The sequence below is a fragment of the Microbacterium sp. CGR1 genome (assembly GCF_051062835.1).
GTDB lineage: Bacteria > Actinomycetota > Actinomycetes > Actinomycetales > Microbacteriaceae > Microbacterium.
Window position 1 is genome coordinate 637,073 of record NZ_JAOTPG010000002.1, and the last position, 23,591, is coordinate 660,663.

Annotated in this window: 19 protein-coding genes; 3 read left to right on the forward strand and 16 right to left on the reverse strand. The window is 70.3% G+C overall.

Annotated features, from left to right (window positions below; all coding sequences use genetic code 11):
* Nucleotide 1: 1 nt before the first annotated feature.
* The 6 genes from OD997_RS17985 to OD997_RS18010 all read right to left on the reverse strand — a co-directional run bounded on the left by OD997_RS17985 (nucleotide 2) and on the right by OD997_RS18010 (nucleotide 8,156).
* Nucleotides 2–760, reverse strand: coding sequence for a hypothetical protein (locus OD997_RS17985; RefSeq protein ID WP_434332913.1), 759 nt, complete (start codon nucleotides 758–760; stop codon nucleotides 2–4).
* Nucleotides 757–4,731 (reverse strand): type VII secretion protein EccCa, encoded by a 3,975-nt coding sequence (gene eccCa, locus OD997_RS17990; protein WP_434332914.1) that lies wholly within the window; start codon nucleotides 4,729–4,731, stop codon nucleotides 757–759. Before eccCa ends, OD997_RS17985 begins: the two co-directional genes overlap by 4 nt.
* On the reverse strand, nucleotides 4,728–5,978 hold the full coding sequence (locus OD997_RS17995; RefSeq protein ID WP_434332915.1) for an FHA domain-containing protein: 1,251 nt from the start codon (nucleotides 5,976–5,978) through the stop codon (nucleotides 4,728–4,730). Before OD997_RS17995 ends, eccCa begins: the two co-directional genes overlap by 4 nt.
* On the reverse strand, nucleotides 5,975–7,339 hold the full coding sequence (locus OD997_RS18000) for a hypothetical protein (protein WP_434332916.1): 1,365 nt from the start codon (nucleotides 7,337–7,339) through the stop codon (nucleotides 5,975–5,977). The genes OD997_RS17995 and OD997_RS18000 overlap by 4 nt, the downstream gene beginning before the upstream one ends.
* 179 nt (nucleotides 7,340–7,518) lie before the next feature.
* The gene (locus OD997_RS18005; protein ID WP_056512674.1) at nucleotides 7,519–7,800 is read right to left on the reverse strand and encodes a WXG100 family type VII secretion target; all 282 of its coding nucleotides are present in this window, start codon (nucleotides 7,798–7,800) and stop codon (nucleotides 7,519–7,521) included.
* Between the two features lie 41 nt (nucleotides 7,801–7,841).
* The gene (locus OD997_RS18010) at nucleotides 7,842–8,156 is read right to left on the reverse strand and encodes a WXG100 family type VII secretion target (protein WP_056510271.1); all 315 of its coding nucleotides are present in this window, start codon (nucleotides 8,154–8,156) and stop codon (nucleotides 7,842–7,844) included.
* A gap of 286 nt (nucleotides 8,157–8,442) precedes the next feature.
* Between OD997_RS18010 and eccD the strand changes: the two genes are divergently transcribed.
* The 3 genes from eccD to OD997_RS18025 are packed head-to-tail and all read left to right on the forward strand — an operon-like array spanning nucleotide 8,443 to nucleotide 12,467.
* The gene (eccD, locus tag OD997_RS18015; RefSeq protein ID WP_056510274.1) at nucleotides 8,443–9,777 is read left to right on the forward strand and encodes a type VII secretion integral membrane protein EccD; all 1,335 of its coding nucleotides are present in this window, start codon (nucleotides 8,443–8,445) and stop codon (nucleotides 9,775–9,777) included.
* 3 nt (nucleotides 9,778–9,780) lie between these two features.
* Nucleotides 9,781–11,130 carry a type VII secretion protein EccB gene (eccB, locus tag OD997_RS18020; protein WP_056510275.1) on the forward strand — a complete coding sequence of 450 codons (1,350 nt, stop codon included), beginning with the start codon at nucleotides 9,781–9,783 and terminating at the stop codon, nucleotides 11,128–11,130.
* Nucleotides 11,130–12,467, forward strand: a complete 1,338-nt coding sequence (locus tag OD997_RS18025) for a S8 family serine peptidase (protein WP_434332917.1) — start codon at nucleotides 11,130–11,132, stop codon at nucleotides 12,465–12,467. Before eccB ends, OD997_RS18025 begins: the two co-directional genes overlap by 1 nt.
* Before the next feature lie 133 nt (nucleotides 12,468–12,600).
* On the opposite strand, the gene OD997_RS18030 is transcribed toward OD997_RS18025, so the two are convergent.
* The 10 genes from OD997_RS18030 to OD997_RS18075 all read right to left on the reverse strand — a co-directional run bounded on the left by OD997_RS18030 (nucleotide 12,601) and on the right by OD997_RS18075 (nucleotide 23,576).
* Complete coding sequence (locus OD997_RS18030; RefSeq protein WP_434332918.1) at nucleotides 12,601–13,341, reverse strand: hypothetical protein; 741 nt, start codon at nucleotides 13,339–13,341, stop codon at nucleotides 12,601–12,603.
* Entirely contained in the window at nucleotides 13,338–14,168 is an 831-nt protein-coding gene (locus OD997_RS18035; protein ID WP_434332919.1) for a PP2C family protein-serine/threonine phosphatase, read from the reverse strand. The genes OD997_RS18030 and OD997_RS18035 overlap by 4 nt, the downstream gene beginning before the upstream one ends.
* A complete protein-coding gene (locus tag OD997_RS18040; RefSeq protein ID WP_434332920.1) occupies nucleotides 14,165–15,985 on the reverse strand; it encodes a DUF5684 domain-containing protein in 1,821 nt (606 codons plus the stop codon). Before OD997_RS18040 ends, OD997_RS18035 begins: the two co-directional genes overlap by 4 nt.
* Nucleotides 15,986–16,100: 115 nt before the next feature.
* Nucleotides 16,101–16,859, reverse strand: a complete 759-nt coding sequence (locus OD997_RS18045; RefSeq protein ID WP_434332921.1) for a hypothetical protein — start codon at nucleotides 16,857–16,859, stop codon at nucleotides 16,101–16,103.
* Nucleotides 16,856–18,067: a hypothetical protein gene (locus OD997_RS18050; protein ID WP_434332922.1), complete on the reverse strand. Its 1,212-nt coding sequence runs from the start codon at nucleotides 18,065–18,067 to the stop codon at nucleotides 16,856–16,858. The genes OD997_RS18045 and OD997_RS18050 overlap by 4 nt, the downstream gene beginning before the upstream one ends.
* Nucleotides 18,067–18,363, reverse strand: coding sequence for a hypothetical protein (locus OD997_RS18055; RefSeq protein ID WP_434332923.1), 297 nt, complete (start codon nucleotides 18,361–18,363; stop codon nucleotides 18,067–18,069). Before OD997_RS18055 ends, OD997_RS18050 begins: the two co-directional genes overlap by 1 nt.
* Complete coding sequence (locus OD997_RS18060; protein WP_056310012.1) at nucleotides 18,360–18,668, reverse strand: SAV_915 family protein; 309 nt, start codon at nucleotides 18,666–18,668, stop codon at nucleotides 18,360–18,362. Before OD997_RS18060 ends, OD997_RS18055 begins: the two co-directional genes overlap by 4 nt.
* Nucleotides 18,665–21,223, reverse strand: coding sequence for a transglutaminase domain-containing protein (locus OD997_RS18065; protein WP_434332924.1), 2,559 nt, complete (start codon nucleotides 21,221–21,223; stop codon nucleotides 18,665–18,667). Before OD997_RS18065 ends, OD997_RS18060 begins: the two co-directional genes overlap by 4 nt.
* Nucleotides 21,220–22,590, reverse strand: a complete 1,371-nt coding sequence (locus OD997_RS18070) for a DUF58 domain-containing protein (RefSeq protein ID WP_434332925.1) — start codon at nucleotides 22,588–22,590, stop codon at nucleotides 21,220–21,222. The genes OD997_RS18065 and OD997_RS18070 overlap by 4 nt, the downstream gene beginning before the upstream one ends.
* Nucleotides 22,587–23,576 (reverse strand): AAA family ATPase, encoded by a 990-nt coding sequence (locus OD997_RS18075; RefSeq protein WP_056510298.1) that lies wholly within the window; start codon nucleotides 23,574–23,576, stop codon nucleotides 22,587–22,589. The genes OD997_RS18070 and OD997_RS18075 overlap by 4 nt, the downstream gene beginning before the upstream one ends.
* Nucleotides 23,577–23,591: the final 15 nt, after the last annotated feature.

The following is a 23,591-nucleotide window of genomic DNA, read 5'->3' on the forward strand; positions in this document are numbered from 1 at the left end:
CTCAGAAATCTCCGGACCGGAGGCGTGCGATCGTTCCCGCACCGATCTCGGTACGCGCCGCAGGATGATGCGCGTAGAACGACAGGAGCTCCGCGACGAGCACCGGATCACTCGCGAGATCACGAGTCGCCCACGACGAGGGACGCGTCGCGGACGTGCGGACCACGACGCGATCACCCTCCAGCGATGCATCCTCGACCTCGTCCCAGGTCGCGCTCACGTCGTTGCGCGGGATTCGCAGCTCGAGGCCGTCGGGGCGCATCGCCAGTCGATGGCGGGAAGGCGGCCGGAACCACGAGCGAGCGCCCGTGATGAGCAGTATCGCCCCGATCACGGGCACGCCCAGCAGGGTGGGCATCGTCATCCGCTCTGCGGGAACCGTGAAGACACTCCATGCCCACCCGGCCAGGAGGAGGATTCCCGCCAGGACGAGAGTGCGCACGGGCCAGATGATCTGCTCGGCGCCACCGAACACGACGCTCGTCTCGTCGATGACCAGGCGGACGACTCTCGCGCGCGCGACCCTGACGTGGGCCGCCAGCAGCCAGACGGCGATACCGACGGCCACCACGACTCCCGCTCCGAGAACCTTCATGGCCGGGGCGGGGTCGACCACCAGCGTCGCCGCGTAGAAGAGGATCGCGGCGGCGAGCAGGACGCCGAGTGCGATCAGCCCGGTCGTCGACCGTTGCTGCCCCTGCCATCCGGTGTGACCGGGGACCCAGACGGTCTCGACGGCGATCCTCTTCGCGTCCGTCACTGGTAGCTCGGCGGGACCCACAGCAGCTGCGCGGCGACCAGGCCGCGATCACGGCTGACGATCTGCGCACGACCGGGGATGGCCGGGATCGCCTTGACCTTGCCGATCAGCTGACCCTCCTCCGGGCTGCCCGAGAGCAGGATGCCGGTGGCGCCGAGGTCGGTCATGCGCTGGATGATCGGGTCGTAGGCCGCACGGCTCGCTCCACCGGTGCGACGCGTGAGGATCACGTGCAGACCGAGGTCGGCCGCCTGCGCGAGCAGCGGCGCGAGCACGGCCACCGGGTTGCCCTGCGAAGTGGACACGAGGTCGTAGTCGTCGATGAGCACGAAGCCCTCGGCGCCCTTCCACCACGACCGCGTGCGCAGCTGGTCGGGGGTGACGTCGGCGCCGGGGATGCGGCTCTGGAAGAACTGCGCGAGCTCGCTCATGCCGCCCTCCGTCATCTCGTGCGAGGTGAGGTAGGCGCCGAGATACTCCTGCGGGATCTCTCCGAGCAGCGCACGGCGGTAGTCGACCACGAAGATCTTCGCCTCGGACGGCCCGTACAGGCGAGTGATCTCGTGCACGACTCCGCGGAGCATCGACGACTTGCCCGAGTCGGCATCGCCGTAGAGATAGAGCAGCGGTTCTTCGAGGGGGTCGATCGAGAACGGAGCGAGGTTCGCCTCGTCGATGCCGAGGAGGATCTCGCGGGGCTCCGAACCGTCCGCCGATGCGGCCGCGGCGACGCCGCGCAGGTCGGCGTGACCGATGCGCGATGGCAGCAGACGCAGCTTGGGTCCGGCCGGGCCATGCCACGCCGATGCGACTCGCGCGACGAGATCGTCGATGCCGCCTGCGAGCGAGGAGGCTTCGTCGACGCCGTCGATGCGCGGCAGCGCGGTGAGCATCTGCAGGCCGTTCTCGTTCAGACCGCGACCGGGGATCGCGGTGACGTTCTCCGCGGCCTTGCGGTTGACCTCGGAGTCCGTCGGGTCGCCGAGCCGCAGCTCGATGCGCGTGCCGATGAGGTCCTTGATGTTGGCGCGGATCTCCATCCAGCGAGCCGCCGTGATCACGACGTGTACGCCGTAGGTCAGACCGCGGGCGGCGATCGCCTGGATCTGCGGTTCGAGCATCTCGAACTCGGCTCGCAGCGTGCCCCAGCCGTCGACCATCAGGAAGATGTCTCCGTAGCCGTCATCCGCCAGCCCCTGGGCACGGCGCTGACGATACGTGTCGATCGAGTCGATGCCGTTCTGACGGAAGTAGACCTCGCGGGCGTTGAGCAGGCTCGTGACCTCGGCGACCGTGCGTCGCACGATGTCGGGTTCCGAACGCGTCGCGACGCCACTGACGTGCGTGAACCTCTGCAGGCCGGTGAAGCTGCCGCCACCGAAGTCGATCACGAAGAACTGCACCTCCTGCGGAGTGTGCGTGAGCGCCAGTGCGACCAGCGCCGTGCGCGCGAGAGTGCTCTTGCCGCTGAGCGGCGCACCGACGATCGCCATGTGACCCGCGGCACCGCCGAGCGAGATCGCGAGGTTCTCGCGGCGCTGCTCGAGCGGCACATCGACGATTCCGAGCGGAACAGTGAGCGCACCGGCGCCCCGCCACCGCGGCGAGATCAGGCCGAGGGCCGGGTCTTCGACGAGGTCGCCGAAGAGCTGGTCGAGCGTGGCCGGGGTCTCGAGCGGCGGCAGCCAGACCTGGTGGGCCGAGGGGCCGCGACCGCTCATCATCTCGACGGCGATCTCGAAGGTGTTGCGCTTCTCTTCGGGCTCGGCGTCGACCACGACCTCGGGCTCGTCGACCGGGGTGTCAGCACGCCAGACGGGAGCCGCGGTGAACAGCTCGACCGCGGTCGAGCCTGTGCTCTGCGCAGAGCCGGTCGCCGCGCGGCGCCTGCGTCGGGGCGGCGGCCCCGACACGTAGGAGGCACGGAACTGGGTCATCGTCTCGGTGTCGGACTTCAGGATCCCGGCACCCGGCTGCGTGGGCAGGTGATACGCGTCGGGCACGCCGAGCACCGTGCGCGACTCCGCCGCCGAGAACGTGCGCAGGCCGATGCGGTAAGACAGGTGCGTGTCGAGGCCGCGGAGCTTGCCCTCCTCCAGGCGCTGCGAGGAGAGCAGCAGATGCACCTGGAGCGAACGGCCGAGTCGGCCGATGTTGACGAACGTGTCGACGAACTCGGGCTTGGCCGACAGCAGCTCGGAGAACTCGTCCGCGACGATGAGCAGCGCGGGAAGAGGAGCGAGGTCGCTGCGTCCGCCACGACGCGCCTTCTCGTAGTCGGCGACGTTCGCGAACGGACCGGTCGCGCGGAGGAGCTCCTGCCGACGGACCATCTCGCCCTGCAGGGCGTCCTGCATGCGGTCGACGAGCGAGATCTCCTCGCCGAGGTTCGTGATGATCGCCGAGACGTGGGGCATGTCCGCCATGCCGGCGAACGTCGCGCCACCCTTGAAGTCGACGAGCACGAAGTTAAGCTGCTCGGGTGAATGGGTCATCGCGAGGGCGAGCACGAGCGTGCGCAGCACCTCGGACTTACCCGAACCGGTCGCACCGATGATGAGACCGTGGGGGCCCATACCCTGCTGCGCGGATTCCTTGATGTCGAGGATCAGCGGGCTGCCGTCCTCGGTCTGACCGATCGGCACACGCAGTCGGTCGCGTTCGAGACGAGGAGCCCAGGCCGCGTCGAGGTCGAGATCGCGCACGTCGGGGAGTCCGAGCAGCTCGACGAGCTCGGCCTGATCGGTCGCGCTCTTCTTCTTCGTGATGGTCGTGCCACCGGAGTACAGGGCGATGAGTCGCCGCGCGGTCGCCTCGGCCTCGACGATGCTGATCGCGTCGGCCTCGAACGGCCGCGCAGGGGCCTGCAGGCTCACGAGTTCGGCACGGCTGCCCTTGTCTCCGGGCTCGAAGGCGATGCGGAGCGCGTTCGGGTCGTCGAGGTCGCTCCAGCGGGAGGGGAGGTCGATCACGGTCACACCCTGCACGCCGTCGCCGCTGACCAGCATGTCGTTGAACGACGTGCTCACGCCGTCGGTGAGGATCACGATGTGGGGAACCTTGGCGCCGGACCCGTCACGTGAGAAGCGCGACCGCTCCCGCACCTCGGCCGGGAGCATGTCCTCGAGCTCGGACAGCTGGGAGCCGATCATTCGCGCAGCACCGAGACCGTCTCTCACGGTGCGCGAGTGCGTGTGCGGCATCCACTTGGCCCACTCCCACTGCGGCAGGACGGCGGAGTCGGCGGCGATGACGATCTGCACGATGTCCGGGTCGTGCATCGTGGCGAGGTGCAGCAGCATGGCTCGCGCGAGGCCGCGGGATTCGTTCTCGTCGCCGGTGATCTCGACGCGCGCGTAGTCGCGCAGGGTGACGCCGAGCGACAGGTTCTTCTGGAGCTCGTGGGTCAGCATGAATCGATGCGCGGCTGACGCCGCGACCGGGTCGAGCTGCGCGAGCGGAGGGAGCTCGGGGGCTTCGAGCGTGATGCACAACGGCTGGTCGCTCGTGCCGACCCGCACCGTGAGGAAGTCGGGGTCGTTCATCCCGCGCTCCCACACGCGAGTGCGCTCCTCGGCGATGTACGGCAGCGCTGAGGGCGCGGGGAGGTGCCAGTTTGCCGCTCTCCGCTGCTGCCTCGCGGCGACGCGCACGGTCTGGCGCAGCTCGGTGAGGTAGGCCAGGTACTCCCGGCGCGAGCCGAGCGTGGCCGCCTGCCGCTGCGAACGCTGGCGCCAGCCGTTGACGGCGACGAAGCCGAGCGACGACAGCAGGAACATGCCACCGGTGAGGAGGCCCGTCACGGACTGGTTCGACATGGTGACCATGACGATCGCGCCCACGCTTCCGAGCATCGGCAGGAGGGATCCGAGGATCCCCATGCCGCCGTCGTTCGGCTGCAGCTCGGGCGGCGCCTGGACGGGGAGCTTTCCGGAGGGGACGCGCGGCGGCGCGAGGCGGGGTCCTGTCATGCTCTCTCTCCGGCGCTGCTGTCTGTGGCCAGCAGGAGGCTGATGGTGAAGCTGCGGTTTCCGATGCGGACGCGGTCGGCGTCGTCGAGGAGCATCCGCTCACCCGCGACGAGCTCCGTCATCTGTCCGTCGTCGGAGCGGATGTCGGAACCGTTGGTGGATCCGAAGTCCGTGACCCAGGTGCGGCCTCGAGAGTGCTCGATGCGCAGGTGCGTCTTGGACACCGAGGAATCAGGATCGGTCACGGTGACGAGCCGGTCGTCATGGACGCTCGCCACGGGGGCACGACCGAGGTTCACTGCGACCGGAAGCCCGAGCTGCACCCGCTGACCGGTGTCGAAGATGAGCAGCAGGGCGCCGGACTCGGATGCAGGGCCTGCAGCGTCGCCGCCGGACTGCTGCGCCGGGGCAGGTGCCACCGTGAAGAGCGGCCGGTCCTCGCCCTGAGGCACGGGGGCGGGCGTCTCGGTGCGGTGTGAGGCCGCACGGGCATCGGTGGGCTCGGAGTCCTCCTCGACCGCCGAGGGATGCGCACCCAGCGGCACGACCTGAGGGGGCGCGAGTGGCGCCGCCGCCTGCGGCACGGGCACCACCGGGTCGACGTCTGCGGCCGCGCGCGGAGGAACCGACACCACCACGGTGCCCGCCATGCGGTCGGCCCAGGACTGACGGCGGCCGCCGCGGTCCCAGGCTGTGGATGCGACGACGACCCAGCTGCCCACGGCGACCAGGAATCCCGCACCGGTGACGACTCCTCGCACGAACTGGCGGCCGATGCCGGGAGAGTACGGGCGGTCGGCTCGCGCCGCGCGCAGCCTGAGCACGGCGTTGCCGAGGGTGAGACCCGTGCGGGCCTCGAGCACCCAGAGGAAGATCGCGAGCTCGGCGACCGTCAGACCGGCGAGGAGCATGCTGCGCGTGGTGACGAGCACGATGGCCGCGATGAGTATCACCGCGGCGACATCGAGGGTGAAGGCCGCGATCCGCAGCCCTGTGCCCGCCGGCGAGCCGACGAATGCAGGCCCCAGACCGTCTGCGGGCTGCCGCGTCCGCGCGCGCGTCGAGACGATCGGGGTGGGTGCGGGAGGGGTGGGTGCGGAGCGCAGCGGTGCGCCGTCGACCCCGGGAGGCGCCGCGATCAGTGCCGGAGGAAGTGCCGGGATCTCACCATGCTGACCGGGTCCCGGCTGCACCGGGGGGATCAGTCCACCCGCCGGCCAGGGCTGTGGTTCGCCGTTCCCGCTCATCCCGCCATCATTCCACGAACGAGCGACAGCGCATTCGCGTAGAGCAGTGCGGCCGGCAGCGCCAGCGCCACGGCGAGCCACTCGAACGCGTCGCCGAATCGCGACCAGATGAGCGAGCTCGCACCACGCGAGATCGGGATGATGACCGCGACCGCGGTGAGACCGACGACGAACAGCGCTGCCGCACCGAGTACCTGGAAACCTGCGCCGAGAGCCACCGAGGCCTGGATGCCGGCGATCACGAAGACCACGGCGGCCGCCGCACGCGGAAGCCAGCGCAGGATGCGTGAGGTCGTGTGCCGCGGAGTCAGCAGCAGCGCGAGGCCGACGCAGACGAGAAGGGCGATTCCTCCCGACAGCACGATCGGATCGTCCGGCCACTCGCGCAGGACGGCCAGCGGAGTCATCAGCACCGCGACGAGGCTGAGCACGGCCGTCCCGGCGATGAGTCGGGCGGAGGAGTCGTCGACGACGGCCGTGATGCGCTCGGGTCGCAGCAGGCCGACGGACTCGGGAATGGCTCCGCGCACGGTCCAGCGGCTGGTCATGAAGTGCTTGTAGTCGATGAAGTATCCCTCGGGGAGGTTCACCAGACTGCTCGGCAGAGCTCGGAGCCCCAGCGGGACGAGTCCGAGCGAGATGGCGGCTGCCTCGGCCTGTCCCCAGCGCAGGAGCAGCGCGAGCCCCCAGACGGAGGCGAGGACGACGAGCAGCACTGTCGCCGTTCCTGCGGCCGCCCGCATCGGACGGGCCCGAGCGGACACGGCGATCACGGCGGTGGTGATCCCGGCCGCGAGGAGACCGGTGGCTGCGGAGAGATGAGCGCTCTCCTCCAGCCCCGCCGGGATCAGCAGCGCCCCGGCCGCGAACGACAGGAGGATCGGGGCGAGGACACCGAGGATGCCACGCACTCCTGCCGCCGAGTCCCGACGAGCCCACGCGACCGCACCGCTGATCGCTCCGACGACGAGGAGCAGACCGATCAGCAGCCTGAGCAGCGGATCGCCTGCTCCCTGCGCGAACACCGCGACGAGCAGCAGACCGCTGACGGCCAGCATCCACCATCGGGCGCCGTGATCCGCACGCGTGGCAGCCGGGAGCGCACCTGCGCGCCGGGCCTGCGGGGCGAGCGCCGTGCGGTCGATGAGCGCATACAGTCCGCCGTCGATGAGGTCTTCGCACTCGGTCTCACCCGGGATCTCGAAGCCGCCGGGGCCGATCGTCACGAAGCGATCGGCCGTCGACAGTCCGCTGAGGATGAGAGCGTCGTCGAGGGTCTCATCGAAGGGAAGGGAGAGATCGAAGCGACGATCCTCACTCTGAAGAACGATCCGACGCCGCTCTACCGTCTCGACTGCCACACCTGCACCCTATCCGCCCTGCACTGCACTGCCGTGGACTTCCAAGGAGCGCGCTCTCATCGCACCCCCTCCTTCATACGCTGCAACCCCTGACGTCTGCACCGTCCTCCGACCAGGGCGGAGGGCAGAGCAGACGACGCGGGCCCGACGCATCGCTGCGACGGGCCCGCGTCACGGGATCACGCCCCGAACCGCCCGGCAGCCGACTTGTCGGTCTGCACGTACTGGCCCGAGATCTCCTCGGTCTTACCCGCGATCTGCGTGAGAAGCTGCTGCATCTCACTCAGCGAACGGTTCCACTTCGCCTGCGCCTGGTCATACGCCTGCTGCGCGGAACCATCCCACGCCGCACGCAGCTTCCCGACCTCGGACTCGAGACGATCGAGCTCCGAACGAATAGCCTGCGACCCGCTACGGATCTGCCCTGCCAGAGCATTGACCTGCTCCGGACGAACTGACATCGACTGCATCATGTCCTCCTTGAAATCTCTGTGGTCTACGCTCAGGAACCCATCATCGAGCCGAGGCCCGAGATGGTCTGCTGGTGAGCTTCTTCAGTCGCAGCCTGGTCACGCTCAGTGCCCGCAAGAGCATCCTCGAGCGTCACGAGAACCTCGTTCAGCTGACGAGCCTGCTCGTCCCACCGCGACATCAGCGTCGAGAACGACGCGGCAGCGGCACCCGTCCAGAAACCACGCAGCTGCTCGATCTCACCACGGACCTTCTTGGTCTGCTGATCGATCCCGGACTTCGTCTCCCGCACCGCCTGGGCTCCGCGGCGCAGAGCCCCCTCTTCAGCGGAGATGACATCAGCCATAACTCACTCCCTCCGGTCCACAAAGGACACACGTGCGGGGAGCGCATCCCAGTATTGGGACGACTTCGAAACAACCCCCCACGATTCGTTTCACGACACAGGCTAGATCAGATCGCCCCCAATCACCAGAACACCCCACACACCCACCCCGACTTCCCACCATCGATGGACAAAACCCCAAGGCGATGACTACGCGTTGTCGCACGGCTCAACTAGGGTGAAAGGCGGAATGCGCAGCCACGGGTCTCCTCCCGACCGGCGGCAACCATGGAGGGGGCATCGTTCCATGACTCAGAGCAGCACAGCGGCAGGCACCGTGTTGCGGCTTTCCGTCGTCAGCGACGACCGCCGGCTCGACGTCGGCGTGCCGTCGCAGGTCCCCCTCGTCGAGATCATCCCCGGCTTCGCCCGGAGCCTGGGCGTGCTCGACCCGACGCTCACGCACGGCGGCTACTCGCTGCAGAGGGCGGACGGCACCCCCCTCGACCCCGCCCGCGGCGCCGCTGCGCAGGGCGTGCACGACGGCGAACTGCTGACCCTCGTCCGCGGCGGCCTGATGAAGGAGCCGCGCGTCTACGACGACGTCGTCGAGGCCGTGATCGACGCCACCGCCGAGCAGCACGGCTCGTGGACCCCGGCAGACAGCTCGCGCACCGCTCTCTTCGTCAGCCTCACGTTCCTCGCGCTCTGCGCGCTCCTGCTGGTGGCCACGCCGCCGACGTCGCTCCTGCCGGCGATCATCGCGGGAGCGGGTGCCATCGTCCTGAGCGTCGCCGCCGCCGTCCTCATGCGCCTCCGCCAGCCGGAGGCCGGACACGCACTCGGGCTCACCGCGGCGGCCTACGGAGGACTCGCCGGGTACCTCGCCGTGCCGGTGCAGAGCATCTGGGGGTGGCCGCTCGCCGCTCTGGGCCTCGGACTCGTCATCGTCGGCGGCGTCGGACTCGCGGTCACCCAGGACAAGCCCGAGATCCACCTCGTGCCCATCGCCCTCGGCGCATCCATCGGCATCACAGCGACGAGCGCCGCGATCTTCGGAGACGCGCTCGCGCCGTACGCGATCATGCTCGCGACCACGGCGCTGCTCGCCAACGGCATCCCGTGGCTCGCCCTCACCTCCACCCGCATCCGCGTGATCTCTCCGCAGAGCGATGCCGACATGTTCGCCGCCCCCGAGCCGATCGACGCCGACGAGGTCAAGCGCCGCGCGGCCGCCGGCACACGAACCCTCATCGCGCTGCGTGCCGCGCTCGGCCTCGCCGCCCTGATCGCGACTCCGCTTGTCGCCGCCAGCGGCGTCTTCGGTGCTCTGCTCTGCGTTCTCGCGTTCGTCGGCATGATGTTCCAGTCGCGGCAGATCCACGCCCGCCTCGGCGTGCTCGTACTCATGGCGATCGGAGCCATCGGCCTCGCCACGACGGGCGTGACGGTGGCGCTCGCGCTCCCCGACGTGCGCACCTGGATGCTCCTCATCCTCGTCGTCGCGACCGTCATCCTCGTCGGACTGACGCTGCTGACTCCGAAGGCCCGCCTGCGGCTGACCCGCCTCGGCGACACCGTCGAGGTCATCGCTCTCGCGCTCCTGCTGCCGCTCGGCGTCACCACGGCCGGGCTCGTCTGACCGATGGCGACCAAGAAAGATCTGATCGAGGCGCAGGGCTTCAGCCGGCGCCGACTGCTCTCGGCGTTCACCGGAGGCGCCCCCGGCGGCAAGGAGCTCGACCCCGCCAAGCCTCTGCGCGCGGTCGTCGCCGGCGTCGCGCTCACGGTCGGCGTCATCCTCGTCGGGGTGTTCTGGGGCATCATGCAGCCGGGTCTTCCCGGCGACTGGCAGAACAACCGATTGATCGTCGCGACCGACACAGGTGCCCGCTACGTCTCGGTCGACGGCACGCTGTACCCGGTGATCAACACCGCCAGTGCACGCCTGCTGATCCCCGCCGGCGAGTTCAAGGTGGTGCGCACCGACCAGGCCGCGCTCGACGGGATCCCGGTCGGCCCCGCGATCGGCATCCTCGGTGCCCCCGACGACCTTCCGGCCCCGAACGCGCTGATCAACTCGTCGTGGACCGCGTGCGTCGACGACGGAGAAGGCGCCGCCGTCTCGCTCTCGACCTCTCCCGTCGCCGACGTCTCGACGGGCACGGGCGCGGTCGTCCAACGCGGCGACGAGCTCTTCGTGATCGCCGACGGCTTGCGCTACGCGGTCTCGGCCGATGACGCGAACGCCGTGCTCCGCGCGGTCGGCCTAGGAACCAGCGACATCCTCGAGGTCGACGGCCGCTGGCTCAACCTCTTCGAATCCGGCGAGGAGCTCGAGCCGATCAGGCTCAACGCGATGGGCGCCCCCGTGCCCGACACGAACCTCACGGCGGGGACGATCGTGCACACGCAGGGCACCCCCGCCGACGAGCGCTACGTGGCTCTCGCGACCGGTGAGCTCGCACGCCTCAGCCCTCTCGCCTACCAGCTGTACCTTCTCGGCAGCGGCCAGGAGGCATCCGAAGAGGAGGTCTCGCCCGCCGAGACCGGAGATGTGCCGACGGTTGCGTACATCGGAGGCGAAGACTGGCCCACACTGCCGCTGAAGCCCCTCGCGGCAGGCGAGTCTCCGTGCGCTGTGCTCACCGACGACGCTCGCACCGTGCTCGGAGCGACCACGAGCGGGCTGCCCGAGGAGCGCTCGACGGTCGACGTCAAGGTTGGCGGCGGGGCCCTCGTGCAGGTCAGCGCCGCATCAGACGACGCGGTGGGCATGGCCGTGCTGATCGACGAATCCGGCACCGCCTACGCGATCCCCGGGGCGACCGCCGAGCAGAGTGCGGAGGATGCCGCGAGCGGCCCCATCGCGCAGCTCGGCTACTCCCCCGACGATGTGGGACGCGTGTCCGACGCCTGGCTCGAGTTCTTCGCGGCGGGGCCCGCCCTGACCACCGAAGCCGCGAGAGAGTCGCCCGGCTCCGGGACGAACTGATGCGTCGTCGCAGCGCCGCCCTCGCGGCCGTCATGCTCGGCACGGCGGTGCTCGGAGCACCGGCGACGGCGCTGGCGTCGACCGCCACCTCGTCATCGATCGTCTCGACCGCGACGGCTGGGCAGGCGTGCACCCCGGGAACCGTCGTCTTCAGCCCCGAGGCTCCGGTCGCTCTGGCTCAGCTCGGAGCAGAGGACGCGAACCGGCTCGCCACGGGCGAGGGCATCGTCGTCGCGGTCGTCGACTCGGGGATCGACGCGAGCAATCCGCACCTCGCCGGGGTCGTGATCGGCGGTGTCGACCTCGTCGGCGACGGCGAACGCGCAGACGGCATGAGTGACACGACGGGCCACGGCACCGCCATCGCCGGGCAGATCGCCGCACAGCAGGTGCCCGGGTCGGGCGTGGTCGGACTCGCACCTGACGCACGACTCCTGTCGGTGCGGGTGTTCCGCAGCAACCAGCAGCAGGACGTCGACAAGGGCTACGGACCGACCTCGCAGCGCATCGCCGACGGCATCCACTGGGCCGCTGACAACGGCGCGGACATCATCAACGTCTCGATGTCGCAGAGCAGCGACTCCGCCGAGCTCCGCGCCGCCGTCGAGCATGCGGCCGCGGTCGGAGCCCTGGTGGTGGCGAGCGGCGGCAACCGGGCGTCGGATGCCGATGCGGCGGACGCCGCCAGGTATCCCGCAGCGTACGAGCAGGCTCTCGGGGTCAGCGCGGCCGACAGCAACGGCCGAGCCACCGAGAGCTCGATCCACGGCCCCCAGGTCGACGTGACGGCTCCTGGAGGCAACGTGCTGACGGCGGCGGCAGGAGGAGGGGACTGCGTCTTCGCGGGTGACGCCCCGGCGTCGAGCTTCGCCACCGGATATGCGAGCGCTGCCGCAGCCCTCGTCGCCGAGGCGCACCCCGAGGATCCTCCGGCAGGGTGGGCCTATCGGCTCACCGCCACCGGGCTTCGAGCCGACGCCGACAACCGCGACGACGTGAACGGGTGGGGCTTCATCCAGCCGTTCGCCGCGATCGAGCTGCTCCCGGACGAGACGACACGGGGCCCCGTGAGCCCCTACTTCGACACCGCCGAGAGCGCGGCTCGACCTCCCGTCGCCACGGTGGACCCCGACCACGGAGCCTCGCCGTTCCTCCTCACGCGTGAAGCGGCGCTGTTCACCGCGATCGGCGGAGCGAGCCTGCTCGGTGTGCTCGGCATCCTCATCGTGCTGCGACGCCGCAGGGAAGCCCCCGTCGACGATCCGAGCGAGCTCGAGCGCGAGGGCGGACTGCTGCACACGCCGGACACGGGCGCCGATGCCGATCGGGTGAACTGACAGAGTCGGCCGACGGCTCGCCATCGCCACCGCCGGGATCGATGGTGGTGAGCTCCTGTTCGTCTGTGTACTCGAGGTCGTAGATGCCCGGCAGCAGCCGCAGAGAGTCAGCCGACGCTCAGCGGGCGGGGCTTCAGGCGAAGACGACGAACCCCAGGGTGACGAGACCGGCGACGGAGACGGCGCAGGCCACGGCGAAAGCGAGGAGTGTCGCCATGCTCCAGCGCAGTCCCTGCTTGGCGACGGAGGGGAGCTCCGGATCCACCGCCCTGGTGGGTGCGGCGGCTCCGGCCACGATCGGCGGCGCAGAGGGCCCGAGCGGCGCCGGGCGGGGACGATAGATCTCGGGTGGCCGAACGTCGGTCGGCGCCTCGAATGAGATGGGCGCGGCGGTCGACGCGGGATCGACCGGGGCATCGTCCTGCTCGTCGGCGCCCTTCTTTCGCTTGCGACGCAGAGGTCGAGGCGGCCGGGACACGACGACAGTCGCCTCTTCGACGAGTTCGTCGTCGGGAGTACCGGCGGGCTCCTCGACGACTCCGGCGCTCCGGTCCACCACGACGGTGGCCTCATCGAGAACCTCGGCGTCGTCGTCGGGAGTACCGGCGGGCTCCGCGACCGGTCCCGCGCTCCGGTCCACAACGACGGTGGCCTCATCGAGAACCTCGACGTCGGTGCCATCCGTCGAATCCTCAGACCTCGCATCCTCGTCCGCGACGTCCGCGACGTCCGCAACGTCCGTCGGCACTGACTGCACTGACGGCGCTGACGGCGCTGACGGCGCTGGCGGTGCATCCGCAACCGCGCCTCCTCGACGCCGGTCGCGACGAGTGAGGATGACGGTCTCCTCGCCGTCGTTCTCGTCGTCGGTCATCGCGCCCGCACCGGGATCGTCGTGCCCTCGAGCATCGAGTCGGTCAGAGAAGCGGATGCCGCGATGCGGCCGGCCGTGCTGTCGTCGGGTCGCGTGCGCGCACCCCCGGCGACCACGTCGATCACGACGACCGAGACGTTGTCTCGGCCGCCCGCCTTGAGCGCCCGACTCACCAGCGCCGCGGCGGCGGTCTCGGGGCGTCCGTTCATCGTCAGGGTCGCGCGGATGGCCTCATCGCTGACCTCGCCGCTCAGTCCGTCGGAGCACAGCAGCAGCCGCTCGCCGTCGACCACGGGAAGCAGCCAGCTGTCGGCCGTGCTGTCCGGTGCCCCGATGGCCCGGGTGATGACGTTGCGCTGCGAGAACGACGCGAGGTCTTCGGGGCGCAGCTCCCCGGCATCCACGAGCTCCTGCCCCAGCGAGTGGTCGATCGTCAGCTGGGTCAGGTCGTTGCCGTGGTGCCGGTAGACGCGCGAGTCGCCGACGTTGAACACGAGCCAGTGCGGTGCGCCGTCGTGCTCGACGAGCGCGACGCCGGTCACGGTGCTGCCCGCCCCGCGCTTGTGCTCGGCCGAGATGTCCTCGACCACGGCCGCAGCATGGCTCAGGGCTTCGCCGATGTCGGCGACCTCGAGTGTGCGTCCTCGCAACGGTTCGAAGGCCTCGACCACCGCAGCGCTGGCGCGATCGCCCGCCTCGTGTCCGCCCATGCCGTCGGCCACCAGGAAGACCGGCGATGCGACGAGCACCGAGTCCTCGTTCGCGGCGCGCTTGAGACCGGTGTCGGTCAGTGACGCGACGTTGAGGACCACCGAAGAGAGAGTCACGAATCGCGCTCCGCGATGACGTGCATGCCCACTTCGCCGAGGATGAAGCGCCCGTTGCCGGTGACGCTCTCGCCCGGATCGAGCAGGGTCTCCGTGCCGTTCTCCTCGACCACGACCACGCCGTTCGTGGCGTGCAGATCGGTGAGGCGCCACTCGTCGTCGTGCACGACGAGGCGCGCATGCGTCTTCGACAGCGTGCGTGTGGTGTCGGAGATCGCGAGTCGCTGCTCGCCCGGTTCGCCGATCGGATTGCGACCGATCACGACGCTCGCGCCCGAGAGCGAGAACTTGCGGCCGTCATCCAGCACGAGCGAGCGGCGGACGCCGCGCTTGCGCGCAACGACCACCGTGGCATCGAAGTCGTCGACGTCGATCTCTGCCGGACGCGGAGTGACGACCGTCTTGTCGACGTCGGCGGCGAGTCCGCCGAGCGGCATCGGAGCGGCCGAGGATGCGGCAGCATGCGCGGGGTCGACCGGCGCAGGGTCGGCCGGCGCGGGCACCACCGGGGCCGCCGGCGTCACGGGCGCGTCCGCTGCCGCTGCCGCTGCCGCGGACGGCGCCGGACGGATGACGGGCATCTGCGGCTCGAGGTCGGAGGCACCGTCGCGGAACGACGGCGGGGCGGGACGTACGACACGCTGCGGGTCGGCGGTCGGCGCTACGGGCGACTGATCCGCTGCCCCGTGATCCGGCGATGCGGGCGCCGCGAACTGCACGGCAGGCGGCGCGGATGGCGCGTCCTCGAATGGAGCGGGCGCCTGCGGAGAGGCAGGAGCGGGAGGCTGCGGCGCGGCAGGAGCAGGAGGCTGCGGAGCGGCAGGAGGCTGCGGAGCAGCGACGGGCGCGGATGGCTGCGGGGCCACCGGCTCTCCACCCATCGCAGCCATGATCCCGGTCGTCGGGTGCGCCTCGACAGGAGCCGGCGGCTGCGGAGCGGAGGACGCCACCGGCGCTGACGGCTGCGAGGCGAACTGCGGTGCCGACGGCTGCGGTGATGGAGGCTGTGGCGCTGGGGGCTGCGGCGACGCCACCGGGGCGGGCGGCTGCGGTGCGGCCTGTGGTGCGGGCGGCGCGAACGACGCGGCAGGCGCTCCGATGTTCGACGACTGCCCACCGGTGGGCGGGTACGACGGGGACTGCGCACCGGGAACGGGCGGCGGACCGACCGGCGCGCCCGGTGCCGATGACGGAGCGGATGGCGGCTGCGGCGGCGCGCCCCACGCGGACAGCGCAGCGGGCGCCGCCGGCTCCGACGTCTCGGTCGCCCGAGGCGGGGCCGCATAGTCGGGGAAGATGAGCGCGGGAGCATCCGGTTGGCTCTGGGCGTGCGGCGCGAGCGACGGGATCGTGTAGCCCGACGCATCACGAGCGGGCGCCGCGGCGGGCTGCGACGTGCGACGCGGCCCGGGCTGCAGAGCGGCCAGGCGCTCGCCCTCGGGGTAGGGAGGGGCGCCCCAGGCGAGAACCGTCGCCCACACCGGCGGAAGCAGGATCGCGAGCACCGTCATCCCGGCGCCCCGCCCGAACCGCTGGTTGATGCGGTGGGTCGCGACGACCTTGAGGTAGATGCCGTACAGCTGCACGATCGGGATGAAGTAGAACACGACTGACCAGGCGGGGACTCCACCTCGCGCGAGGATCTCGGCCTCGTTGAGGATCGGGACCCAGCCCTTCCACCCCTCGCCGTCGATACGCGGGAAAAGGCGCGAGAGCGCATACGCGTACCAGACGTAGATGGCGATGCCGATGAGCACACCGAGACCGCCCACGATGGCCAGCATCGTCGCGTAGCCGGCATCCACGGGCGCGATCATGAGTCCCCCTTCTTCCGGTCGCCGAGCGAACCGGTCAATCCGAGCGTACCGAGCGCGACACCATCCGACCGACGAACACCACGGGACCGGCCGCTCCGCCGACTTCGGCGAGGCATCAGAACTCGCCCGAACGCAGGCGATCGAGTGTACGCGGTCCTATCTCGGCGCGTGCAGACGCCGTGGCCGCGTAGAACGTGACGAGCTCGGCGAGGAGCACGGGATCGCTCGCGAGATCGCGTGCGGCCCACGATGCCGGCCTCGCCGTGGTCGTGCGCAGCGCGACCCGATCTCCCGACAGCGCCGCGCCGCTCACGTCGTCCCACGTCGCGCGAAGTCCCGTGCGCGGGATGCGCAGGTCGATGCCCTCCGGCGTCAGCGTCATCCGATGCGCGTCGGGCCGCCGGAACAGACTCCGCGTCCCGACGACGGTCAGCGTGATGCCGACGGCGGGGACGACGAGCAGGGTGAGGGTCGAGAGCCGCTCGGCCGGGACCGCGACGATCGCCCATGCCCATCCAGCGAGGATGAGCACCCCGGCTACGGCCAGGAGCCGAAGCGGGGTGATGATCTCCTCGGCACCGCGGAAGGCGAGCGCACGATCGGTGGCCTCGACGCGCACGACGCGGACCCGCGAGACGCGCAGGTGCGCCGCGAGCAACCATGCCGCGAGACCGATCGTCACGAACACCGCCAGCCCGAGGAGCTTCATCGCCGGAGCCGGATCCAGCACCAGGAGGAGCCCATAGCCGGCGAGCGCGAGCCCGAGCACCACGCCGAGCACGGTCAGTCCGGTCGTGGAGCGCTGTTGGCCCGCCCACCCCGCATGTCCGGGCACGAAGATCGTCTGCACGGCGGTCGTCTCGGTCGAAGTCATCCGAACACGCCCTTCCAGGCTCTGCCGATGCCATGACCGACGTCTCCGACGACGTCGGTCGTGTTCTCCCAGGCATCCTCGGCGAAGTCCGTCGACGCGTCCCACGCATCGGAGAGCCCTGCGTCGATCGACTCCCTGACGTCCTGCGGCACCCAGCTCTCGTAGGCCCAGACCGCGCCGGCGCCCACGGCGACCGCCGCACCACCGACCACGACGGCCGTTCCCCAGACGGGCAGGGTCACGATGCCAGCCGCCGCGAGCCCGGCGACCCCGAGTCCGGCCGCTGCGCCGCCGAGGAGTCCGCCGCCGATCTCCACCGCTGTCGACGACGGGTCGTCACCGCTCTCGAGAGCCGTCCCGAGGTCCCAGAGGTCGATGCCCCAGCCGACGAACGGCACGGCCTTGCTCGCGCGCGACAGCCCGCGAGCCAGATCCTCAGCCTCATCGGCCGCCCATCGCATGCCCTGCGGGTTCGCCGCCTCGGCCGCGGCCTTCGTCGCGGGGTTCCCTGAGCGGAGGTCTCTCACGAAGTCGGATGCTCCGGTGCGGAGCTCGTCCGCGTGGCTGACGAGATCGCTGGCGGTGTTCTTCCACGCCAGACCCTGACCGTCGAGGTAGATCTTCGGCATCTCGCCGCCGGCCTCGTTCAGGCCGGAGAGGATCTTCTCCGCCGTCGTCGCTCCGGGAAGTCCCCCGAGGAACGCGTCGAGGTTCTCGCTGATCCAGACCTCGAGCTCGCCCCACCAGGCTCCGACATCGGTCGCGATCTCGTTGTACAGATCGATGCGATCGAGGTGCTCCTGCCAGGTATCCCAGTTCGGGTCGTCACGGGTCGCGGGACAGGTCGGGAGCAGCGAGACGGGCCGGCCGATGACCATGCCGTTCACGGGGAGACCCTGGGCGCGCGCGTTGTCCCGGTGGGCCGCGAAGTCGTCGCGCATCCGCTCGAGCTGCCCGGCGTAGGAGCGGAGCTTCTCCGCGGCATCGCCCGCCTGGTCCCTGATCTCGTTCGCCGCATCCGTCGTACGGAGGAGGATCGTGACGTAGTCGTCGGCCGATTCGCCGTACCAGTGCGAGCGGACGCCCGTCGGGATGAAGCTCGTCGTCTTCGAGGACGCGTCAGCCGCATCCTTCAGCCCAGGGTCGAGCCACTCGGCGGCGGCGCGCACCTGTGCCGGGTCTCCGTGCGTGGTGGTGTCGATCGTCATCAGAGGTCCTCGACCGCCGTGGCCACCGGGGAGAGCTGGTCGATGACGTCCTGCTCGTTCGTCGCGGCATCGTCGGCGACGGCTCGCACGACCTCGCCGAGCGTGCCGTTGATGCGGTACAGCGCGTCGACCCCCTCGCCGACGCGCATCATGATCGCCGCGACCGCATCGGATGCGAGACCCCCGTCGACGGATCCGGGGATCGCGGCGAGCTTTCCCCGCATGAACTCCACCGCCTCCTCGTGCATGCTCGCGTGGACGGCCATGACCTCCGGGTCCATCGATATGCGGGTCATGCGATCGCTCCGTCCCGACGGTACGAGGCGGGGATGTCGAGATCGAAGATCACGACATCGTAGGGCTGCGACTTCTTGATCTGGGCGAGCTCCTCGGTGCGGAGCAGTATCCACGGCTGTCGCTCGCCTGCGAGGTCGAGCAGCCGATCGAGTGCGGTGTACGCGAGCAGCGCGCGGCGGCCGTCCTTCAGCTCCCGGATCTCCACCGCCTGCTCCTGCGGCGTGGACTGCACGCTCAACGGCAGATAGAGCACGGGAGGCACCATGGGCGGCTGTGCGGGCGGCAGCGGTTCGAAGATCGTCATGTCTGTCCTCCTGATGTTGTCCGGTCGCCGAGCGAACCGGTCAATCCGAGCGTACCGAGCGCTGGCCGAAGCCCGAAGGAGCGGATGCCGCCCGCTGCCCGTACGCGGCCGATGAACGACGTCGGGCGCACCCGCATCACGAGCCGGTGCCACCGCTTGCCGGCGTGCGCGAGCTCAGCACGTTCCGCATCCACGATCTCCCACGCGGCACTCGCGTCATCCGTCGTCGGCGGATGCTCCGCGAACACCGCACGGTCGACGAGCTCCGCCAGACGATCCGCGGCCTCACGGTCGGTCGACAGCGCGCGCTGAGCGCGGGTGCCCTGCGCGTCCATCTCGACATCGTGGTCGGCGTACACGTCGACGAGCTCCTCCCACGCACCGGCGAGCCGCACCTCAGGGTCCGCCGCCGTGCGGCGGGCTCTCGCGCGATACCTCTTGGCGAGCACGAGGACGAGGAACGGCAGCGCCAGCAGTACGAGTCCGAGCAGGCTCAGACCGACCGCCCGCAGGATGGGCAGCAGGATCGCCAGCACCTCCGACTGAGGATCCTCGAGCGGAGGCGCATCGTTGTTCGAGTCGCTCTGTGCCTGGGGAGGATCCAGCGCCTCGGAGCGAGGCTGCTCGGGGACGGTCGGATGCTCGGGAAGCTGCTCGCCCTCCGTGATGGAGCTGGGCAGCATCGCGTACTGCGGCGTCGTGTCGACCGGCATCCAGTCGGCGCCGGAGGCCCGCACCTCGACCCAGGCGCTCATGTTCGCCCCCGTGCACGTCTCGGTGCACGCGGGGATCCCCGGCACCTCCTCGGCCGCGGCGAGGCGCGTGCCGATCACGACGCGGGACTCGAGGCCCCAGTGCTCGGCGAGAAGCGCCGCGGCCACCGAGAACTGCTCGTCGTCGCCGACCGCAGAGACGAGCAGTTCGGGTGCGGCATCCGCTCCCGCCCGCCGCTCCTGCTCGACCATGTCGGTGAAGAGCTCCTCGACGCGAGCCGCGGAGTGCCCGGCGTAGCTCGGTGCGAACGCATACCCCTCGGACTCCTTGAGCGAGGCGATCCACCCGGCTGCCGCTTCATCGTCGAGCAGCGCGTGGCTGAGGTAGCCGCGGGAGCGCAGACGATCGACGATCTCGAGATAGCCCGCGCCCGTGCGAGGCTGCTCCTGCATCTCGGCCCACTCGACGAGCGCCGGATACCGATCCGTGTCGAGGCTCGACGCCCCACCCTGCAGTGCGGTGATGTCGCCCTGGTCGCCGGGGGCATCCGCGAGAACGGTGTAGCGGTCGCCGGGGATGAGTCCCTCCTCGCCGCTGGAGGTCTCGGCGATCGTGATCGCCGTGTCGCCTCCCTCGTTCACATGGAACCCGTCGGCGAGCGCGTCGGCACGGGTGCCGGAGAACGCCGGCGCCTCCGCGAGACCGGCCGGTGACGGCACCCAGATGCCTCGGTAGGCGTCGCCGATGGTGATGTCGAGCGTCACCCGCCCTGACGCGGCGAGCGCCGTGCGCGGGAGGCGGCTGAACCGGTCGTCCGGGTCGATGTGGAAGTCCTCGCCGTCGTACGAGTCGAGGGTGACGAGGCGGATGCGATCGACCGCACCGGGGTCGCCCTGCACCCGCAGGACGGTCTCGTCGAGTGTGCCGCCCGCGAACCACGAACGGTAGGCGCTGAGGGGGCTCGCCTGCTGCTGCACGACGATCATCGGCTCGACCTCGTCGCGCAGCACCGAACGGTCCGACCATCCCGCAGCCGCCGGGGCGATCGCGAATCCGGCGACGAGCGCGACGACCGCGAGCGCTGCCGACAGCAGGTGCCGACGCACGGTCAGCCACACCGGGGTGGCCCGGCGAGAGATGTTGGCGGCGGCGACCGTGCGCAGCGCCTGCGCACGCTGGAGACGCGCACGACCGACCAGCCAGACCAGCGCGGAGACGAAGAGGGCGACGCCGATCAGCCACTCCCGGGGAGCCGGAAGCGCCACGCCGAGGATCGAGACGGGCGACGTGGTGCCGCTCACGCCGAAGGCGATGCCGAACACGCTCATCGCCGTCACGACGGGGACTGCGATCGTGGCACGGCGTCCGTGCTCGAGCACGAGGAGGGTCGCGACGAACGCGCCGAACAGCATCACGACGAGGAACGGGATGAGCACGGCCTGGTACTCGCCGAGCGGCGGGTTGAGCGTCAGCATCTGCTTCCACCCGAGCACGACACCGAGCACCGCATCGCGGAGGCCGCCGATGAACGCGGGAATCGACGAGAGCGCGGAGGGGATCGCGAGCGGCACCGAGACCACGAGGTACGCGCCGACCGCCGCGAGGGCGCCGATCAGCATCCCCCAGCGCAGCAGGCGGGTGAGCACGGCGATCGCCATGCCGAGCAGACCGCCGACAAGGCCGACGGCCAGCGCGCGCGGCGATTCGTACACCGGCCAGACCGCCGCGGTCGCGAGGCCGACACCGACCAGCACGTAGCCGAGCGACCAGAACGTGAGAGCCGAGACGGAGAACGAGCGTCGTGACCGCGCCACGCCGCGCTTCGCTCCTGCCGCGCTCATCGGAGGGCTCCGCGCGCGAGCATCTGCGGCAGGTCACCGAGGGCCCCGAGGGTCATCACCGCGAGCTCGCGGGCCGCGCGCATGGTCGGCTGTTCGCCGAGTTCACTGCGCACGGCGACCGCCTCGACCGCTGCGGGCAGCTTGACCGCTGCGAGTCGGAGTCGGTCGAGCGGCATCCGCGAGCCGGTGAGCAGGAACCCGATCGAGAGGTCCGGATACGACTGCACGGTGAGTGCGGTGACCGCCTCGAGACGCATGACCCGGTCGGCCGCATCGATGGTCGACGTGGCATCGAGCAGCGCTTTGGGCGTCACGGTCGGCAGCGTACGGATCGAGAGCACCTCGGCACGGCTGTGCTCGGGGATCTCGTTGCTCACCGAGAAGAGCACGTCGCGGCCGTCGCGCACTCCCTGGAGCGCCAGGGATGCCGCAGCGCTGACCGTGTTCTCGAATTCGTCGTCGCTCTCGTACGACTCGGCGTCCAGGTCGAGGATGATCGCGATACGGGCGTGCCGCGACTCCTCGTACTGGCGCACCATGAGCTTGCCGGTCTTGGCCGTCGACTTCCAGTGCACGTGGCGCTGCGAGTCGCCGACGACGTACTCGCGCACGGCATGGAACGAGAGGTCGGCGTCGACCAGAACCGAACTCGGCGTGCCCTCGAGGTCGCGGATGAGGCCCGCACTGGTGCTGGGAAGCCGGACGGTGACCGGATGCACATGGATGCGCTGCACGTCGGGCCAGCGGAGCTCACGACGCAGGATGCCGATCGGGTCGCCGCGAGTGATCGTCATGGGACCGACGTCGATGACGCCGCGACGATGAGCGGCGATCGTGAGCTGCTCGCGGTGATGGGAGCCTGGGCGAAGCAGCGGGACGTGCGCCTCGACCAGCCCCTCCCCCACGGGCACGTCGACGACGCCGGGGAGCGAGAGGTGCTCGCCGTTGTTGCGGACGTCGAGGGTGGCCCCGATCTCCGCTCCGGCCACCACGCGGTCACGATCGAGGGTGAGGTCGATCCGGTAGTCGTGGGTGCCGAGGATGAACGGGACGCAGGCGACCAGCAGCACCAGAGCGATCGCACCCACGGCCCAGGCCTCGACCCAGCCGAACAGCAGCCCGGCGAGGAGACCGAGAACAAGCGCCACGACCACCAGCATCCCTGCCGCCGTGACCGTCTCGCGCACCCAGGCGACGGATGCGCGCGCCGCGCGCCCCGTGTTGCGAGCCGCACGACGAACGCCGAACACCGCGCCGCGGACGGGGCCCCGGCGTGTGCGGTCGTAGCGCGTGACCGTCGACGTGCGCGTCGACGTGCTCGTGCCCGCCGTCGTGCGCGTCAGACGGGACTCGGTGCTGAAGCTCACGCAGTGCCGTTCTCGCGCGGGGGCTCGACATCGAGCAGGATCTGGCCCACGACGGCGACGGCGGTGACGCCGTCGAACTCGGCCTCGGGCTCGAGCACGAGACGGTGGGCGAGCGCCACGACCGCGAGCTCGCGCACGTCGTCGGGCGTGACGAAGGTTCGACCGTTCTTGGCGGCCCACGTCATCACCAGGCGCGAGAGCGCGATCGCGCCTCGCACACTCGCGCCGAGACGGACCTCGGAGGCCCGACGCGTGGCGTCGACGATGCGCATGATGTAGTCGGAGACGAGCGGGTTCACGTATACGCCGCGGGTCATCTCGGCCATCGTGAGGATGGTGTCGGTACCGACGATGCCGTCGAGCACGTGCTTCGGCTGCGCGGCTCCCTGCAGGATGCGCATGGTCGCCGCCTCGTCGGGGTAGCCGATCGACGTCTTGATCATGAACCGGTCGAGCTGTGCCTCGGGCAGACGGTAGGTGCCGCCCTGCTCGATGGGGTTCTGCGTCGCCATGACGAGGAACGGCGAGGGCACGGGGCGGGTGACACCGTCGACCGTGACCGTTCCCTCTTCCATCACCTCGAGCAGCGAGGACTGCGTCTTCGGGCTCGCGCGGTTGATCTCGTCGGCGAGCACGATGTTCGCGAAGACGGGACCGGCGTGGAACTCGAAGGCGCCCTCCTTCTGGTCGTAGACCGTGATGCCCGTCACGTCACCCGGCAGCAGGTCGGGGGTGAACTGGATGCGGGTGCTCGTGCCGGTCACGGTCTGCGCGATGGCGCGTGCGAGCGCCGTCTTGCCCGTGCCGGGGAAGTCCTCGAGCAGCACGTGTCCCCCGCTGACGGCCGCGGCGAGCACCAGCTCGACCACGTGCCGCTTGCCGAGGATCGCCTGCTCGACGTTGCCGGTGAGGATCGAGAAGGTCTCCGCGAACCAGGCGGCCTGTTCGGGAGCGAGGGTGACGGGAGCAGCTGTGGGAGCAGGCATAAGGAAAGAGTATTC

Coding starts and splice junctions, on each gene's coding strand:
- OD997_RS18010 (WP_056510271.1), bottom strand. CDS start 8,156: ATGGCTGATGTCATCTCCGCTGAAGAGGGGGCTCTGCGCCGCGGAGCC.
- OD997_RS18025 (WP_434332917.1), top strand. CDS start 11,130: ATGCGTCGTCGCAGCGCCGCCCTCGCGGCCGTCATGCTCGGCACGGCG.
- OD997_RS18055 (WP_434332923.1), bottom strand. CDS start 18,363: ATGACCCGCATATCGATGGACCCGGAGGTCATGGCCGTCCACGCGAGC.
- eccCa (WP_434332914.1), bottom strand. CDS start 4,731: ATGACAGGACCCCGCCTCGCGCCGCCGCGCGTCCCCTCCGGAAAGCTC.
- eccB (WP_056510275.1), top strand. CDS start 9,781: ATGGCGACCAAGAAAGATCTGATCGAGGCGCAGGGCTTCAGCCGGCGC.
- OD997_RS18030 (WP_434332918.1), bottom strand. CDS start 13,341: ATGACCGACGACGAGAACGACGGCGAGGAGACCGTCATCCTCACTCGT.
- eccD (WP_056510274.1), top strand. CDS start 8,443: ATGACTCAGAGCAGCACAGCGGCAGGCACCGTGTTGCGGCTTTCCGTC.
- OD997_RS18065 (WP_434332924.1), bottom strand. CDS start 21,223: ATGAGCGCGGCAGGAGCGAAGCGCGGCGTGGCGCGGTCACGACGCTCG.
- OD997_RS18005 (WP_056512674.1), bottom strand. CDS start 7,800: ATGTCAGTTCGTCCGGAGCAGGTCAATGCTCTGGCAGGGCAGATCCGT.
- OD997_RS18040 (WP_434332920.1), bottom strand. CDS start 15,985: ATGATCGCGCCCGTGGATGCCGGCTACGCGACGATGCTGGCCATCGTG.
- OD997_RS18050 (WP_434332922.1), bottom strand. CDS start 18,067: ATGACGATCGACACCACCACGCACGGAGACCCGGCACAGGTGCGCGCC.
- OD997_RS18060 (WP_056310012.1), bottom strand. CDS start 18,668: ATGACGATCTTCGAACCGCTGCCGCCCGCACAGCCGCCCATGGTGCCT.
- OD997_RS18075 (WP_056510298.1), bottom strand. CDS start 23,576: ATGCCTGCTCCCACAGCTGCTCCCGTCACCCTCGCTCCCGAACAGGCC.
- OD997_RS17995 (WP_434332915.1), bottom strand. CDS start 5,978: ATGAGCGGGAACGGCGAACCACAGCCCTGGCCGGCGGGTGGACTGATC.
- OD997_RS18045 (WP_434332921.1), bottom strand. CDS start 16,859: ATGACTTCGACCGAGACGACCGCCGTGCAGACGATCTTCGTGCCCGGA.